General features: G+C 71.4%; 12 protein-coding genes. 4 read left to right on the forward strand and 8 right to left on the reverse strand.

The window, feature by feature from the left end; all coding sequences use genetic code 11:
- Positions 1-44: 44 nt before the first annotated feature.
- Both LV75_RS05990 and LV75_RS05995 read right to left on the reverse strand, forming a co-directional pair.
- On the reverse strand, positions 45-935 hold the full coding sequence (locus LV75_RS05990; RefSeq protein WP_253885643.1) for an alpha/beta hydrolase: 891 nt from the start codon (positions 933-935) through the stop codon (positions 45-47).
- A gap of 25 nt (positions 936-960) precedes the next feature.
- Complete coding sequence (locus tag LV75_RS05995; protein ID WP_253885644.1) at positions 961-1,188, reverse strand: hypothetical protein; 228 nt, start codon at positions 1,186-1,188, stop codon at positions 961-963.
- A 320-nt stretch (positions 1,189-1,508) separates the two neighbouring features.
- Here LV75_RS05995 and LV75_RS06000 point away from each other — a divergent pair, with 320 nt between their 5' ends.
- Positions 1,509-2,642, forward strand: coding sequence for a S1 family peptidase (locus tag LV75_RS06000; protein ID WP_253885645.1), 1,134 nt, complete (start codon positions 1,509-1,511; stop codon positions 2,640-2,642).
- A 66-nt stretch (positions 2,643-2,708) separates the two neighbouring features.
- Here LV75_RS06000 and LV75_RS06005 read toward each other — a convergent pair whose 3' ends face one another.
- Complete coding sequence (locus LV75_RS06005; RefSeq protein ID WP_253885646.1) at positions 2,709-3,911, reverse strand: cysteine desulfurase-like protein; 1,203 nt, start codon at positions 3,909-3,911, stop codon at positions 2,709-2,711.
- Positions 3,912-4,035: 124 nt separating this feature from the next.
- Here LV75_RS06005 and LV75_RS06010 point away from each other — a divergent pair, with 124 nt between their 5' ends.
- Together LV75_RS06010 and LV75_RS06015 are read left to right on the forward strand one after the other, a co-directional pair.
- On the forward strand, positions 4,036-4,596 hold the full coding sequence (locus LV75_RS06010; RefSeq protein WP_253885647.1) for a YceI family protein: 561 nt from the start codon (positions 4,036-4,038) through the stop codon (positions 4,594-4,596).
- A gap of 21 nt (positions 4,597-4,617) precedes the next feature.
- A complete protein-coding gene (locus LV75_RS06015) occupies positions 4,618-5,022 on the forward strand; it encodes a DUF1707 SHOCT-like domain-containing protein (RefSeq protein WP_253885648.1) in 405 nt (134 codons plus the stop codon).
- A 1,460-nt stretch (positions 5,023-6,482) separates the two neighbouring features.
- Here the strand turns inward: LV75_RS06015 and LV75_RS06020 are convergent.
- The 5 genes from LV75_RS06020 to LV75_RS06040 form a co-directional block, all read right to left on the reverse strand.
- Complete coding sequence (locus LV75_RS06020; protein WP_253885649.1) at positions 6,483-9,305, reverse strand: helix-turn-helix transcriptional regulator; 2,823 nt, start codon at positions 9,303-9,305, stop codon at positions 6,483-6,485.
- Positions 9,306-9,855: 550 nt separating this feature from the next.
- Positions 9,856-10,260 (reverse strand): hypothetical protein, encoded by a 405-nt coding sequence (locus tag LV75_RS06025; protein ID WP_253885650.1) that lies wholly within the window; start codon positions 10,258-10,260, stop codon positions 9,856-9,858.
- A complete protein-coding gene (locus LV75_RS06030) occupies positions 10,253-10,630 on the reverse strand; it encodes a hypothetical protein (protein WP_253885651.1) in 378 nt (125 codons plus the stop codon). Before LV75_RS06030 ends, LV75_RS06025 begins: the two co-directional genes overlap by 8 nt.
- A gap of 80 nt (positions 10,631-10,710) precedes the next feature.
- A complete protein-coding gene (locus LV75_RS06035; protein ID WP_253885652.1) occupies positions 10,711-11,478 on the reverse strand; it encodes a thioesterase II family protein in 768 nt (255 codons plus the stop codon).
- A gap of 27 nt (positions 11,479-11,505) precedes the next feature.
- A complete protein-coding gene (locus LV75_RS06040; RefSeq protein WP_253885653.1) occupies positions 11,506-12,936 on the reverse strand; it encodes an acyl-CoA carboxylase subunit beta in 1,431 nt (476 codons plus the stop codon).
- A 345-nt stretch (positions 12,937-13,281) separates the two neighbouring features.
- Between LV75_RS06040 and LV75_RS06045 the strand changes: the two genes are divergently transcribed.
- A complete protein-coding gene (locus tag LV75_RS06045) occupies positions 13,282-15,777 on the forward strand; it encodes a helix-turn-helix transcriptional regulator (protein ID WP_253885654.1) in 2,496 nt (831 codons plus the stop codon).
- Positions 15,778-16,176 lie beyond the last annotated feature (399 nt).

Consider the following 16,176-nt stretch of genomic DNA (forward strand, 5'->3'; position numbering starts at 1 on the left):
GCCTGCTCCGCGGGTGGTTGGCAGGTGGTGTTCGGCGGGCGCGCTCATGACAGCTCCGCCCGCAGGTTCGCCGCGACCTGGGCGACCGCTTGGCGCGCGGCGTCGAACCGGGCCAGGCGGCGGAAGAAGCCGTGGATCATGCCCTGGTAGCAGACGCTGACGGCCGGGACGCCCGCCTCGGCCAGCGCCAGCGCGTAGGACTCGCCGGACCCGCGCAGGATGTCGTACTCGGCGGTGACCACCAGCGTCGGCGGCATGCCGGTGAGGTCGGCGGCCGTGGGCGCGAGGTCGGGCTGGTCGCGGTCCACCCCGGCGGGGGCGTAGGCGTCCCAGCAGAAGGCCAGGCCCTGCTCGAGCAGCCCCGGGCTGTCCACATCGGACAGCTCGGCGGTGTGGTCGGTGATCGGGCAGATCAGCACCTGCGCGGCGAAGGGCTGCCCCCGGTCGCGCCAGCGGCGCGCGGCGACGGTCGCCAGGTGCGCGCCCGCGGAGTCGCCCGCGATCGCGATCCGGGTCGTGTCGAGCCCGAGCGCCTCGCCCTCGCGGCGGATCCACGCGATGGCGGTGTCGACGTCGTCGCTCGCGGCCGGGAAGGGGTGCTCGGGCGCCAGGCGGTAGTCGACGGCGACCACGGCGGCGCCGGAGAGCGCGGCCAGGTAGCGGCACAGCGGGTCGTGGGTGTCCAGGTCGCCCATGGCCCAGCCGCCGCCGTGCAGGTAGAACACGACCGGCGCGCCGGGGGCGGGCCGGTAGATCCGCACCGGCACCCCGTAGGCGTCCACATCGGACACCTCGCCCAGCGGCGTGCCGGGGCCCGCCTCGGCGAGCGTGGTCGCCACGAGCGCGGCCCGCGCCGCGGGCAGGGTTTCCGCGGTCAGCGGTGGCGGGACGCCACCGGCCTTGGCGACGGCGCGCACCTGGGGGTGCAGCGGCACGGCACACCTCCGAACTCCGACACGGTCACCACCCCGGCGGCGGCACCGCGTCAATGATGTCCGACAGCGCCACCCAATCGGGGACTGGCCTGTGCTCGGGCCCGAGCGGGCGGACCGGCAGCCGGTACTGGTTGAGGTGCGGGTGCGGCTCGGGGTGGCCGTCGACGATGCCGATGCCGATGAACCTGGCCCGGCCGCGCTGCAGGTCGAACATGCCGAAGGTGATCACCCAGCCCGGCGGTGGCCAGTCCATCGCGGCCTCCCCGAGGTCCCCCGAAATCGTCACAACCCCCGCATCGTCCTTCACTCGTTTGATGTAACCAGATGAGACGTTCGGGCTTGTCGATTTCGCTCACGGTTGGTAACCGATTTGCCGCTCAATGGGTGAAGAGTTCACTGAACCGACTTTCGTAGGGTGCACGACCTGCGGTTGAGCGAACTAGCGTCGCTCCATCGCCCCGGCGGGCTCGTCCCGATCGGCGGTCACTGATCCGGGTGAGGTCGGGGCGGTCGACCCGGGACCTGTCAACCCTGACCCCGGCAACCCTGCGAGCAAGGAAGAGGACCATCCCCATGCGCAGCAGCACCACCAGCAGCAGAAAACGGGCCCTCGTCGCGCTGGGCGCCATCGGACTGGCCGCGGGCGCGGCCGTGGCGCTCACCCCGGCGGCCACCGCGGCACCGGCCGCCCTCGTCCCGGCGTTGCAGCGCGACCTCGGCCTCAGCGCCGAGCAGGTGCACCAGCGGGTCGCGGCGGAGAACGACGCGCGGGCGTTACTGCCCACCGCCCGCGACGCGGCGGGTGCCGCGTTCGGCGGCTCGTGGCTCGACGGGGGCGCGCTCGTGGTCGGCGTGGCCGACCCGGGCAAAGCGGACGCGGTCCGCGCCACCGGGGCGCGCCCGGCCGTCGTGGCGCGCACCGCGGCGGACCTGGACGCCACCAAGACCGCCATCGACCGGCAGGCCGCTGGCGGCGCGCCCACCGCGGTCACCGGGTGGTACGTCGACGCGCCGTCCAACTCGGTGGTGCTCACCGTCACCCGCGGCGCGACCGGCGCCGACGTCACGTCCTTCGTGGACCGGGCCAAGAGCGCGGGGGCGGTCCGAGTCGCCGAGACCACCGAGGCGCCCCAGCTGTTCGCCGGGTCGATCGTGGGCGGGAACGCCTACTACATCAACGGTTCCAGCCGCTGCTCGGTCGGGTTCTCGGTCGAGGGCGGGTTCGTCACCGCGGGCCACTGCGGCACCACCGGCTCCAGCGCGACCGGCGCCGACCAGAGCGCGCTCGGCACGTTCCGCGGTTCGTCCTTCCCCGGCAACGACTACGCCTGGGTCGCGTCGAACTCGTCGTGGACGCCCTCGCCCACGGTGAACGGCTACGGCAACGGGAACGTGACCGTCGGCGGTTCGTCCGAGGCGGGCGTGGGCCAGAGCGTGTGCCGCTCCGGGTCGACCACCGGCTGGCACTGCGGCACCATCCAGGCCACCAACGCCTCGGTGAACTACCCGCAGGGCACCGTGTCCGGGCTGACCAAGACCAACGCCTGCGCCGAGCCGGGTGACTCGGGCGGCTCGTGGGTCAGCGGCGACCAGGCCCAGGGCGTGACCTCCGGCGGGTCGGGCAACTGCTCCTCCGGTGGCACCACGTACTTCCAGCCGGTCAACGAGATCCTCTCCGTGTACGGGCTCACGCTCGCCACGGGCTGACCGCGGGGTGGTGGAACAGAGGCCCTACCCGGGGTGCGCCGGGTAGGGCCTCGCCCTGTCCCGCCGCTACGCGGTGAGGTCGACCACGGCGGTGAGCAATCGGTCCACATCGGACTCGTTGGTGTACGGCGCGATCCCCGCGCGGACCGCTCCCGCGTCACCGAGTCCCAGGTGCCTGGCGCACTCGATGGCGTAGAAGTGGCTGGCGGGCGCGTTGACCCCGGCGAGTCCTAGGCGCTCGTAGACGTCTTTAGGTTCAATTCCGTCCACTGTGAACAGGACGGTGGACGTCCTCGCGCGCTCGGGATCTCCGTAGACGGTGACGCCGGGGAGTCCGCGCAGGCCGGTTTCGAGTCGTCGCAAGAGGACGGTCTCGTGCTCGTGCAGCGCGGTCAGCGAGTTCGTCAAGCGTTCGCGGCGGGTTCCCTCACCGGGGACCAAGTTCGCCAGGAACTCGACCGCCGCGGTGCTGCCCGCCAGGGACTCGTACGGCAGGGTCCCGAGCTCGAACCGCTCGGGCACCGCGTCGGAGGACGGCAGCAGCTTGTCCGGCCGCAGGGTCTCCAGCAGCTCCGGGTCCGCGACGACCGTGCCCAGGTGCGGGCCGAGGAACTTGTACTGGGAGCAGGCGTAGAAGTCCGCGCCGAACGCCTTGACGTCGACCAGCGCGTGCGCGGTGTGGTGCACGCCGTCGACGTAGGCGAGCGCGCCGACCGCGTGCGCCGCCGCCGTGATGGCGGGGATGTCGGGCTGGGTGCCGAGCAGGTTGGACGCGGCGGTCACGGCGACCAGCCTGGTCTGCGGGGTGAGCAGGTCGGTGATGGCCGAGGTGGCCAGCACCCCGGTCGCCGGGTCGAAGTCGGCCCAGCGCACCGTCGCGCCCACCGCGGCCGCGGCCTGCACCCAGGGCCGGATGTTCGCGTCGTGGTCGAGCCGGGTCACCACGACCTCGTCGCCGGGGCCCCAGCCCTTGGCCAGCGCCCGGGACAGGTCGTAGGTGAGCTGGGTCATGCTGCGGCCGAACACCACCCCGCGCGGATCGGCGCCGAGCAGGTCGGCCATGGCCCGTCTGGCCTCGGTCACGACCAGGTCGGCCCGCCGCTCCGCCGCCGTCACCCGCCCCCGGTTGGCCACCGCGGCGAGCATCACCGCGGTCACCGCCTCGGCGACCTCCACCGGCACCTGCGAGCCACCCGGCCCGTCGAAGTGCGCGGCACCCTCGGCGAGCGCGGGGAACCTGGCCCGCACCGCCGCCACGTCGTATGTCATCCCAGGAGTGAGCACACCCCGAGCCTAGGTGGTCCGACGTCCCGGTACGCGGGAGTCTTTGACGCGGATTGTCACGGGTGCCACCTTGTGCGTGTCAGCAGATTGAGGACAAGGGAGCACGCCCGTGACCACCGCCATCCGGATCCCCGGCTACCTCGCCGGGACCTGGGACATCGACCCCATCCACTCGGACGTGTCCTTCGTGGTGCGCCACCTGGGCCTGACCCGCTACCGGCGCAGCTTCGAGCGCTTCTCCGGCGTCATCGTCACCGCCGAGGACCCGTACAACTCGACCGTCACCGCCGAGATCGACACGTCCTCCTTCGACACCGGCCTGGACGTCTTCACCAAACACCTCCTCGGCGCCGACTTCTTCAACGTCGAGGTCCACCCCACCGCCACCCTGACCTCGACCGGCCTGCGCCCCAACGGCGACAACTACCTGCTCGACGCCGAGCTGACCCTGCTCGGCACCACCCGCTCCCTCACCCTCGACGTCGAGGCCCTCGGCTTCGGCGTGGGCATCGACGGTGGGCAGAAGACCGCGTTCTCGGCCTCCACCACCCTCAGCCGCGCCGACTTCGGCCTCACCTACCAGTCGACCCTCACCAACGGCAACCTCGTCATCAGCGACGACGTGCGGGTACTGGTCGAGATCGAAGCTGTACTGCGCAAGGACGCCTGACCCGGGCGTAAAGTGGGGCCCATGGGGACGGGTCGCGAGGCCAACATCAGGGTGGGTACCGCCGAGCGCGAAGAGGCCATCTCCGCCCTCGCCGACCACCTGGCCAACGGCCGGATCGACGTGGCCGAGTACGAACAGCGCGTAACCCAGGCAACAGCGGCCCGAACCCGCGCCGACCTGACCACCCTGTTCGACGACCTCCCCACCCCCCACCCGTCGTTCGACCCACCGCAGGTCGAGACAAAGGTGGTAATCCCCCAAGCCCCCCTCTGGGAACGACCAGCCCCCCGCCGCAACAACCGGGGGCTGGTCGCCTTCCTAGGCGTCGCCGCCCTAAGCACCGTGGCCGTCGTGGCAATCACCTCAACCTGGTGGGCCCTAGCCCCCCTCGCCATCCTGGCCATAATCCTGGTCTTCGCCTCTTAGCCCTCCTTCTTGCGGCGAATTGTTGATCTTGAGGCCGCCTCCGCACCCTCGCGCGCGAGCCCCTCTCCGCCCTCCCAGCCCCGCCAACCCGGCCCTGCCACTTGGCCCCTGGACTCTCGGGCGTCACTGGTGCCATCTCAGCCTCCGTCAGGCCTGCCCCAACCCACCTGCTCAGCGCCTGGACACTCGGACCCTGCGGTGCCGTCCCGCCTGCCGTCAGGTCCGCCCCAGCCCACCTGCTCAGCGCCTGGACACTCGGACCCTGCGGTGCCGTCCCGCCTGCCGTCAGGTCTGCCCCAGCCCACCTGCTCAGCGCCTGGACACTCGGACCCTGCGGTGCCGTCCCGCCTGCCGTCAGGTCTGCCCCAGCCCACCTGCTCAGCGCCTGGACACTCGGACCCTGCGGTGCCGTCCCGCCTGCCGTCAGGTCCGCCTCAACCCACCTGCTCAGCCCTGGACACTCGGAACGGCCGGTGTCATCCCAGCCCGCCCTCGTCAGCCCTGCCAACCCAGCGCCTGGACAGTCGGACCTGTCGGTGCCATCCCAGCTGCCGTCAGGTCCGCCCCAGCCCACTTTCCCAGCGCCTGGACAGTCGGACTCGCTGGTGCCAAGTGCTCGATGGGGTGGACCTGTTTTGTGTGGGGGGACGGCACCCGTAGCGTCGCCTCGCGGCAGGGCCAGTCTTTTCGGCCCCTGCTTTGCGGTCCTGCCACGGGTGTCGTAGGGGCCCCGCGCAAAACAGGTCCACCGCATCGAGCAAAGCTCGGAAATCGCGGATCGGGCCCGATGTTGCCGCCAGGCAACGAGGCGTCCGATCCCGGGTCGCGATGCCGAAGGCGAGCCGACCCGAAGCCGCCGAACCCCTTGCCCCGCATCCCCAGCCCGGGCATGCGTCAAGATCAACCTGATCGAAAGCCCCCAAATACACAGCTTACCGCGCAGCACCGACAAACCAGGAGCAGCGACCGGAGTCCTGTGGACAACCGCAGCCATTGTGGACAACCCAGCACCCACACAAGATCATCCACCACAAGACCCCCCAATACACAGCCTACCGAGGAGGCCCGACAAAGCCGCAGCAGCAACCAACGCCTGTGGACAACAGAAGCCGTTGTGGACAACTCACGCCCACAACCCAGCTCCCGCAAGATCATCCGCCACGAGAGCCCCCGATATACAGCCTACCAACGGGACCCGACAGAACGAGAGCAGCAACCGGCGCCTGTGGACAGACAACCAGCTTGTGGACACCCCCCCAGCGCAGCCATCACCCACTCAGCAAGTACCCACCTAAGCCAGCACCCGCAAAGCCCGGCAACCTGGCCAAGCACCTACCAGGCACAGCCAAGCCCACTAAGCACGACAAGCGCCCCTAAGCAGCAAGCACCCTTAAGCACAGCAAGCGGCGCCAAGCAGCAAGCGCCCCTAAGCGCAGCAAGCCCGGCAAGCGCAGCAAGCGCTACCGCTCCTCCACCGCCCCCAACAACTGTCGAGGCAGCCCCGCAGGCAGGTCCGTCCGCCGACTCACGTTCAGCTTCCGGTAGACCCGCGTCAGATGCTGCTCCACCGTACTAACCGTGATGTACAGCTTCCCGCCGATTTCCCGATTCGTATGCCCTAACGCCGCCAGCACGGCCACTCGCCGCTCGGCCTCGCTCAACGCGTCCATTCCCGTGGGCTCCCGATGACGGCCAGTCTGCTCCGGTACCTCAGGCTCTCGCCCGGGCAACAACTCCCGGCTCAACGGCTCCGCGTGGCATCCCTTGGCCATCTGCAATGCCCGCCGTGCAACAGTTCGGGCCTTTTCGCACTCCCCGGCGGCGCTGTGCGCATGGCTCAGGTCGAGCAACGCTCGGGCTAGCTCGAACCGATCCCCGCCCGTGTGCAACAACTCCACGGCCTCGGTCAGCAACGCTACCCGTCGATCAGCGGTCGATGCCGTGGCCAAGATTCGCAGCGTCGTGCCCCGCGTGCGGGCACCCTCGCAGCCGGGCCGGGTCAACTGGTCCGCCATCAAAGCGCGAGCGGTCTCCCGGTTCCCCAGTGCCAACTGCGCTTGGGCCGCGCCTGCTCGCCAGGGGACGAGGGCCGGAAGGTCTACGTCCCAACCGGACATCAGTTCGCCGCAGCGCTGGAAGTCGGCGAGTGCCGCATGTGGACGGTCGGTCGCCAGGTAGTGCGAACCGCGGGCGTACAGGTACTGCAGGCCGAACTGCGTCTGGTACATCGCTTCGGGAACCGGGACCCGCAGCAGGGCGGCGGCCTCTTCGTGCTTGCCCATCGCGGTCGCGGCGGCTACTCCGGTGGAGAGCGGTACCCCGATCGCGACGCCCCATCCCTGGGGGGAGAGCTTGTCGAAGGCCGCGGTGGCGAACTCGGCCGCGGCGGGTAGGTCTCCTTGTCGCAGCGCCACTTCCGCGCGCATGGCGCCGATCACGGCCTGCCAGGTCAGCGCGCCGCGGGCGGTCGCGTCGGCCAGCAGGGCGTCGCACCAGTGCGCGGCGCGGTCGTTGCGGTCGGCGTGGACCAGGGCCGCCAGGGCGGAGAGCTGGGAGCCGAGGGTCTGCTCGCCGAGCCTGCAGCTCTGCAGGATGTGTTCGGCGGCGACCACGATCTCCTCGCGGGGACCGCCGAAGCGCACCCGGTCGAGCATCGCCGACGCCCGGGTCCACGGGTTGGCGAGCAGGGCGGGGGCCGGGCCGCTCTCCGGGGCGGGCACACCTGCGACGACCGGGGGATAGAGGAAGGCGAGCCAGTGGAACACCAGGCTCAGCTGCCCGGCCATCGGCGCGTCCCGGTTGGCCGCGGCGGCGGCCAGGTCGGACAGCGTGCCCGAGAGCTCGTCGGTGTGGCCGTACCAGAGCAAGAACTTGGCCAGGTGCACGGCGTTGCGGTCCGACAGCTTGCCCTGGGCCCGCGCCGCGCGCAGCGACGGCAGGTGCCGGGCGGCCGCGCTCGGGTTGCGGCGCCACTCGACCCGCAGCAGCTGGGTGGTGATGTCGGCGCGCTCGTCGGCGTCCTGGCTGGTGCGCGCGGCCAGTTCCAGCCTGCGCACGGCGAGGTCCATCCGGTCGGCGACCAGGTCCTCCTGCGCCGCGTGCCGCAGCACCTCGACCGCCCACGCCGCGTCGGCGGGGTCGTCGGCGTGCTCGGCCGCGGTCAGGTGCCGGGCGACCTCGTCGGCGGGGGCGCCGTCGCGGTAGAGCAGGCGGGCGGCCCTGGCGTGCAGCGCGTGGCGGTCCGCGGGGGCGATGCTGTCGAGCACGGCGGCCTTGGCGACGGGGTGCCGGAACCGGCCGCCGTCGAGCAGGCCCGCCAGCTCCAGGACGTCGAGCACCTGGGCGGCCGCGTCGGAGGTGATGTCGAGCAGGGCGCCGAGCAGCACCGGCGAACCGGCGGCGCCGAGCAGCGCGAGCCCGCGCGCGACCTGCAGCATCGCGGGTTCCCAGCGGTGCAGGCAGGCGAGCACCGCGGTGCCGAACTCCTGGCCGACCACGACCGCGCCGTCGCCGGGGCGCTGGCCTGCGCGGGCCGCCGCGTTGTGGTCGTTGACCAGCGCGGTGACCAGCAGCGGGTTGCCGCCGCTGACCGCGTGGTGCACCGGGGCGAGCACCTGCGCGGTGGCCGGGTCGAGCCTGCCCGCGAGCAGCTCGGCGACCCCGGCGCGGCTGAGCGGGGCCAGCCGCAGGTGGGTGGTGTTGGGCTGGCGGGTGACCTCGGCGCGGAACACCGCCTGGGTCGGCCGGGGCAGCGCCCACTCGGTCAGCAGCACCAGCACCCGGGCGAACCGCATCCTGCGGCGCAGGTAGAGCAGCGCCTGCAGCGACTCGGCGTCGGCGAACTGGACGTCGTCGACGGTGATCACGACGGTCCGGTCGCGGGCCAGCTCCAGCAGCGCCGCGCACACCTCGTCGAGCACCCGCGCGCCCGCCCGGCCGATCGCGGTCGGATCGCTCAGGTCGGCGGGGTTGGCCCGTTCGGCCGCGGCACCGGTCCCGCCGAGCAGGTCGGTGAGGCAGGTCGCCACGGCCCCGGGTAACGCGGGTCCGGCGAACAGCTGCCGCAGCACCCCGAAGGGCAGCGTCCGCTCGGCGCGCGCCCCCGTCGCGGTGAGCAGGGCCGCGCCGTCGGCGGCGACCCGGTCGGCGAAGGCGTGCAGCAGTTCGGTCTTGCCGCTGGCGACGCCGCCGCTGATCAACGCGACCTGACCCCGGCCGCGCCCGCTCTCGGCGTACAGCCGCCCGAGAGCGGCCAGTTCCTCTCCTCGTTCGACCAGCGCCATGTGCCGCCCCTTCCCCTACTGGCCCCTCGGCTCCGGTCCGGCCCCACCCCGCCCGAAGTCACGCTCGGTGATCAGTGATTTCCCCGTGGCCCCATGCTTCGAGGTGAATCTAACGGCAATGACCGCCGTTGTGGAAGGTTTGCCAATTGCTCTGGTGAACAATGCGTGATGTTGATGCGTTTTCGCTTTTCCGGTGGACCGATTGGAGCATCCGGTTGCGGCGCCAGCCGTACCGCGGTCCGATTGGTTTGGCTCGCATTCAACAACTTACCGCGTCGACAAACCTGTGACCGGCGGTCACGGCGAATACGGTGGGTGAGTCGGGAATGGTGTGTTAATCGCCAACAACTACCTCAAGAGCCCCTTAAATTGCCGCAGGTTAGGGGTGTGTCAGGGGTTGCGGGATCAGTCGTCAGGGGTGGTGCCGAGGGTGGCGGGCGACAGTCGGGACACCGGATGACCCTACTTCGTCAACTACGAAGGGTGACAGGGGTGGTCCTCGAATGGCCTAGTCCGATGCGCGGGGCGTCCGATTGGGCCGAAATCGCGTTTACCGCGCGGTATGGCGGATCCAGAGCAATCCGAGAACCGGGAGCGCGACCGGGATGAAACCGTATCCCATACCGAATGCCGACCACACGGTCGCGTCCGGAAATGCACTCGGCGCGACCAGGCTCGATGTTCCGATCGCGAGTACGCCGACGAGTTCCACGACGCAGGAGACGACCGCGATCCGGCGCGACGCGCGGGTGCCCGCGGCCAGGCACGCGGTCGCCACGACGTAGACCGCGGCGGCGAACGCGGACAGCAGGTAGGCCAGCGGCGCCCGGTCGAAGTGGGTCGCGATCTGGCTGGCCGAGCGGGCGCACGCGGCCAGCGCGAAGATCGCGTAGACGGCGATCAGCAGCCGCCCGGGGCCGGAGCGGGTGGGGTTGTCGGTCCTCGGCTCAGCCACGGGTCCACACCTGGTCGAGTCGCACGATCATCACCGGGATCACCAACGCGCCGATGACCAGCACCGCCGTGCCCCACCTGGTCCGCTCCGCGAGCGACCAGAACACCGCGACCGGCAGGATCAACAGCGAGCCCAGCAGGTAGCCGCCGTAGGACAGCGCGGGCACGTCATGGTCGGCGTTGGCGAGCTTGATGAACCCGAGGACGGCCTGCGCCAGCAAGCCGAGCTCGATTAGCGCCAACAGCCCCAGGTAGGCCCTACTGTCGACGCGCTCCAGGGACAGCGGTCGGTTGATGAGCACAAGCACCAGTGCCCACACCGCCGCCCCGACCGCGACCCAGGTCAGGGTGGGGGACAACCCGTCGATCATCGGTACCGCTCCCAGGCTCCGTTGTGGACCTGGTGAGCCTCGCACGCCCGGGCAACCGACCTACCCGGGGGCCTGAGCCGCTAAGCCGGGGACGACGCCGGGCGGGGGCTGGAGGAGTCACGCACGTGCGCGCGGATCCGGTCGAGCACCGCGGGCACGTGGTTGTTGAGGTAGAAGTGCCCACCCGAGTAGACCTCGCGCTCGTACCCGCCGTCGGTGTGGTCGGCCCACTGGTCCACCTCGGCCAGAGTTGCCTTGGGGTCGCTGTCGCCGGTCAGTGCCAGCACCCGCGTCCGCAGGCGAGGCCCCTCGGTGCGCCTATAGGTCTCCGCAGCCTTGTAGTCAGCGCGGATCGACGGCAGGACCATGCGCAGGATCTCGGTGTCGTCGAGCAGTTGGGTCTCAGTGCCGTCGAGCCGCTTGATCTCGGTGATCAGGCCGTTGTCGTCGAGCTCGTGCACCCGCTCGTCGCGCAGCGCGGATGGGGCTCGGCGACCGGAGACGACCAAGCCGTGGACAACCGTGCCGCGCTCTTGCAGCCGCAGCGCCAGTTCGAAGCCCACCGAGGCTCCCATGCTGTGCCCGAAGATGGTCAGCGGCTTGTCGAGGTAAGAGGGCAGCACGTCGGCGATCCGGTCGGCAAGCTCGCCGACGGTCTCTAGGCAAGGCTCCTGCCGCCGGTCTTGGCGCCCCGGGTACTGCACGGCCACGACCTCGATTGCCGGGCTCAGCGCGCGCGACACCGGGAAGAAGTAGCTGGCAGACCCACCCGCGTGCGGTAGGCACAACAGCCGAGTGGCCGCTTCCGGTGCCGGGTGGAACCGGCGCAGCCACAAGTCCGTGCTCATCCCTAGATCCCCTCTCCCCTGCGAGTCCTACAGGGGGATGTTGCCATGGTGGCCGCGCCCCGCGGGGGCCTCGGCGAACGCTTGGGCGAGCCGGACACGGGTCTGGGTGGGCTCGATCACCTCGTCGACCACGCCTAGCGCCAGCGCCCGGTCGACACCGCCCGCGGTCCGTTGCTGCTCAAGCACCAGGGTGGCCCGCAGCGCCTCGCGCTCCGGCTCCTCGACCGCGGCGAGCTTCTTGCGGTGCAGGATCCCGACCGCCGCCTCAGCGCCCATCACGGCGACCTCGGCGCCCGGCCAGGCGAACACCTTCGTCGCGCCGAGCGAACGGGAGTTCATCGCGATGTAGGCGCCGCCGTAAGCCTTGCGGGTGATCAGGGTGACCCGGGGGACGGCGGCCTCGGCGAAGGCGTGCAGCAGCTTCGCGCCGCGGCGCACCACCCCGCCCCACTCCTGCCCGACACCGGGCAGGTACCCCGGCACGTCGACCAGGACCAGCAGCGGGATGCCGAAGCTGTCGCACATCCGCACGAACCGCGACGCCTTCTCCGCCGAGAGCGAGTCCAGGCAGCCGCCCTTGCGCAGCGGGTTGTTCGCGATCACGCCGATCGCGCGGCCCGCGAGCCTGCCGAGGCCGACCACGATGTTGGGCGCCCACTTGGCCTGCAGCTCCTCGAACCCGCCGTCGTCGAGCACGGCGCGGACCAGGGGGCGCACGTCGTAGGCGCGCTTGGCGGACTCCGGCAGCAGGTCGCGCAGATCGCTCGGCGCGCCGACCGAACGGACGTCGAGCAGGCCGGGGCGGGTGAACAGGGTGGTGATCGCGCGGGCCCTGGCGTAGGCCGCGTCCTCGGAGTCGACCGTCACGTGCACCACCCCGGAGCGGCGGCCGTGCGCGTCGACCCCGCCGAGGCCCTCCATGTCGACCTGCTCGCCGGTCACGCTGCGCACCACCTCCGGGCCGGTCACGAACACCCGGCCGCCGGTGGACATGATCACCAGGTCGGTCAGCGCGGGCCCGTAGGCAGCCGCTCCCGCCGCCGGGCCGAGCACGACCGAGAGCTGCGGCACCCGACCGGACGCGCGGGTCATCGCCGCGAACATCCGCCCGACCCCGTCCATGGACTCCACGCCGTCGGCGAGCTTGGCGCCGCCGGAGTGCCAGAGGCCGATGACCGGCACCCGGAGCCGCACGGCCAGGTCGATGGCGACGATGATGCGATCGGCTTCGGCAGCGCCAAGAGAGCCGCCGCGGTTGGTGGCGTCGGTGCAGTAAGCGACAACCGCGGCGCCGTTGATCCTGCCGCGCACGGCTGTCACCGCGGTCGTCTCGGGGCCGGTGTCCGATAGCTCGATGGCGCTGCCCTCGTCGAGCAGCCGCGCGAGCCGTTCCCGCGGTTCGCGCGGGTCAGGCGTGTGCGTGCTATCCCCACGGGAATGTCCGGCGACAACTGTCATGGCTGTTTCCCCCCACCCGGCTCCGGGATTTCCGACGATCCCAGGGGCACCCCGAAGTCGACAACCCCCTATCCGGCCCCTAAGCGCACCGGCTCGTCCCGTGTTCCCCACTTCGACCAAACCGCCGGTCCTGACCTGCGGGTAGATCCAGTGGCGGGCCCCACTGTCCACCCCTGGACACCCCTATCCGACCCTATAATGACGAAAGTCGGCGGGCCGCGTGGCGTTAACGGGAAAATATCTGTCCGGCAATGATCCGGCCCGCTTAGTCACTTCTCCGACAGCAGCCAGCGGGAGTAGATTCCCAGGTCGGACGCCGCTCGCCGGGTGTGGAGGGAAGACCGGATGACACTGGTCGAACGCCAGTTGGTCCAACGGCGGCTTGTCGAACGCGACAGCGCGGTCGAGGCGTTGGTGGGGCACCTCGCCGAGTGCGCGCTGGGTGGGGCGCGGGTCGTCGCGGTCGTCGGCGGGCCAGCCAGCGGCAAATCGAGCCTGCTCGACCTCTTCGCCGATCGTCTAGTCGCCTCAGGGACGCTGCTGCTATCCGCGTCCGGCTCACGCGAAGAGCGGGAAATCCCACTCGGCGCGGTACGGCAGTTGGAGTCAGGCCTGCCTGGCGACGGTGAGTTCACCGACCGGGTGTTGGCCGCAGCGCGCAAGCGGTCGTTGGTGCTCGCCATAGACGACGTCCAGCACGTGGACGCGGCGTCGCTGCGGCTGCTGGCGCAGGTGCGCGAGCGCGCGGCGGGGCTGCCGGTGCTGGTCGTGGTGACCGACTGGGAGCCGCTGTCCGGGGAGTTGACCACGCGCGCCGACCACCGGCTGCGGCTCGGCCTGCTCACCGAGTACGGGGTCGCGGAGTTCCTGCGCGCCCAGGTCGGCACCGACGGCGCCGCCGCGGCGTACCACCGGGCGACCGGCGGGAACCCGCTGCTGCTGCACGCCATGATCGCCGACAACAAGCACGACCCGGCGGCCGCCGAACCCGGGTTCGCCTTCCGCCAGGCCGTGGTCGCCTGCCTGCACCGCGGTGAGCCCCGGCTGCTCGCCGTCGCCAGGGCGTTGGCGGTGCTGGGGTCGTGGTCCTCGCCCGCGGCGATCGCGGAGCTGACCGAGCAGACCGAGGTGGTCGCCGCGCGGCTCACCGGGGTGCTCACCTCCGCTGGCGTGCTGGTCGGCTGGCGGTTGCGCCACGACGCGGTCCGCTCGGCGGTGCTCGACGGCCTGCCGCCCGCCGAGGCGGCGCGATTACACCTGCGCGCGGCCCGGGTCCTGCACCAGCGCCGCGCGCGACCGATCGAGGTGGCCCGACTGGTGGTCGCCGCTGGCCCCGAGCTGCCCGACTGGGTGGTCCCGGTGCTGCGGGCGGCCGCGCTGGACGCGATCGCGACCGACCGGGGCGAGTTCGCGGTCCGCTGCCTGCGCCAGGCGTTGCCGATGACCACCGGGCGCGTCCGCGAGCAGACCGCGGCCGACCTCGCGGGTGCGGTGTGGCGGTACAACCCGGGTGACTTCGCCCCGTTGTCCGAAGTGGACCCCGCGGCCGCGCTCCGGTTCACGCTGTGGCACAACGACCCCGGCAAGGTCCACGACGACGTCGGGTTGGCGCTGGCCAACGAGTGGATCCGCGGCACCGCGCCGTCGGTGCGGGTGGCGCACACGTGGGAGCGCGCCGCCGCCGCACTGGTCCCGGGGCTCATCGGGGGAGCGGTGACCGATGTCGTCGCCGACGCCGAGCGCGTGCTGCACGGGTGCCCGCTGGCGGACCGGACCCTGGAGGTCCTGGCCGCCGCGGTGACCGCGCTGCTGATGGCCGACCGGGTCGACCTGGCCGAGCGCTGGTGCGCCGACCTGATCGGGGAGGCCGAGCGGCGCCGGGCGACGACCTGGTTGGCGTTGCTCGGCTCGATCCGAGCCGAGGTCGAGCTGCGCCAAGGCGCGGTGCGCACGGCCTGGACGACGGCACAACGGAGTCTGGCCCTGTTGCCCGCCCGGTCGTGGGGTGTGCTGATCGGTCTACCGCTGTCGACGATGATCGCCGCGGACACGGCCATGGGCAACACCGAGAGCGCCGCCCTGCGCGAGGTCGTCCCCGATGGCATGGCCGACACGGTGATCGGCGCGCGGTACCTGCGGGCACGCGGACACCACTACCTCGCCTCGGACCGGGTGCTCGCGGCCATCGCGGACTTCCAGGCGTGCGGCCGGGTCCTGGCCGCCGCGGGGATGGACCTGCCCGCACTGGCGCCGTGGCGGACCGACCTCGCCGAGGCGCACCTGCGGTTGGGGCGCGGCCGTGCGGCGGCGCACTTGGCCCGCGTGCAAGCCGAATTGCCCGCCTCGGCCGCGAGGCACACCCGAGCCAGGTCGATGCGCGTCCTGGCCTTGGCGGGGCACCACCCGGTCCGCCTGCTGCACGAGGTCGCCGAGTCGTTCCGGGCCACCGGTGATCGCTATGCCGCCGCTGTGGCGCTGGCTGAGCTGTCCGCCGCGATCGCGACTCGTGGTGATGCGGCTCGCGCGCGTCGGATAGCCAAGACGGCTGCGGATGAGGCTGCGGCTTGCGGGGTTCGTGGTCTTCTTGATCGTGTTCCTGCGCGTCGGCCGGACCGGGCTGATCAAGGCGCTTCGGCGCTGAGTGATGCTGAGCACCGGGTGGCGACGTTGGCGGCGCTGGGGCATACGAACCGGGAGATCGCGCACAAGTTGTACATCACGATCAGTACGGTGGAGCAGCACCTGACGAAGATTTATCGGAAGTTGGGTGTGCGTAAGCGGTCTGATCTGCCAGCGGGGTTGGCTGTCCACACGGGACGATCAGTTGAGTTGACTCGCTGAGCGCACCCGTGGCTGGGGTGCGTGTGGCTCGATGAGGCCTGGTTGTGTGTGGGGTTCCTGTGGCGTCTGCGTGGGCTGCGAAGCCGTGTGGCCGTGCTGGGGCTTGTGGTGCGGTGGGCTCGGTGTCCCGTGTGTCTGCGGTGGTTGCTAGTGCGGTCGGCTCCGTGGGGCGGGTGTCCCGTGTGTCTGCGGGGGTTGGGAGTGCGGTGGGCTCGATGGGGCGAACTTGTTTTGCGTGGGGCCCCTACAACACACGTGGCAGGTCCGCACAGCAGGGGCCGAAAAGACTGGCCCTGCCGCGAGGCGACGCTACGGGTGTTGTCCCCCCACGCAAAACAAGTCCGCCCCAGCGAGCAGGAACAGGGGTGGGGTTGGTAGGGGGCGGCGGGGGGTGAGGGT

Origin of the sequence: Actinokineospora diospyrosa, assembly GCF_024171925.1 — a bacterium.
In the GTDB taxonomy this organism is placed as follows: Bacteria; Actinomycetota; Actinomycetes; order Mycobacteriales; family Pseudonocardiaceae; genus Actinokineospora; species Actinokineospora diospyrosa.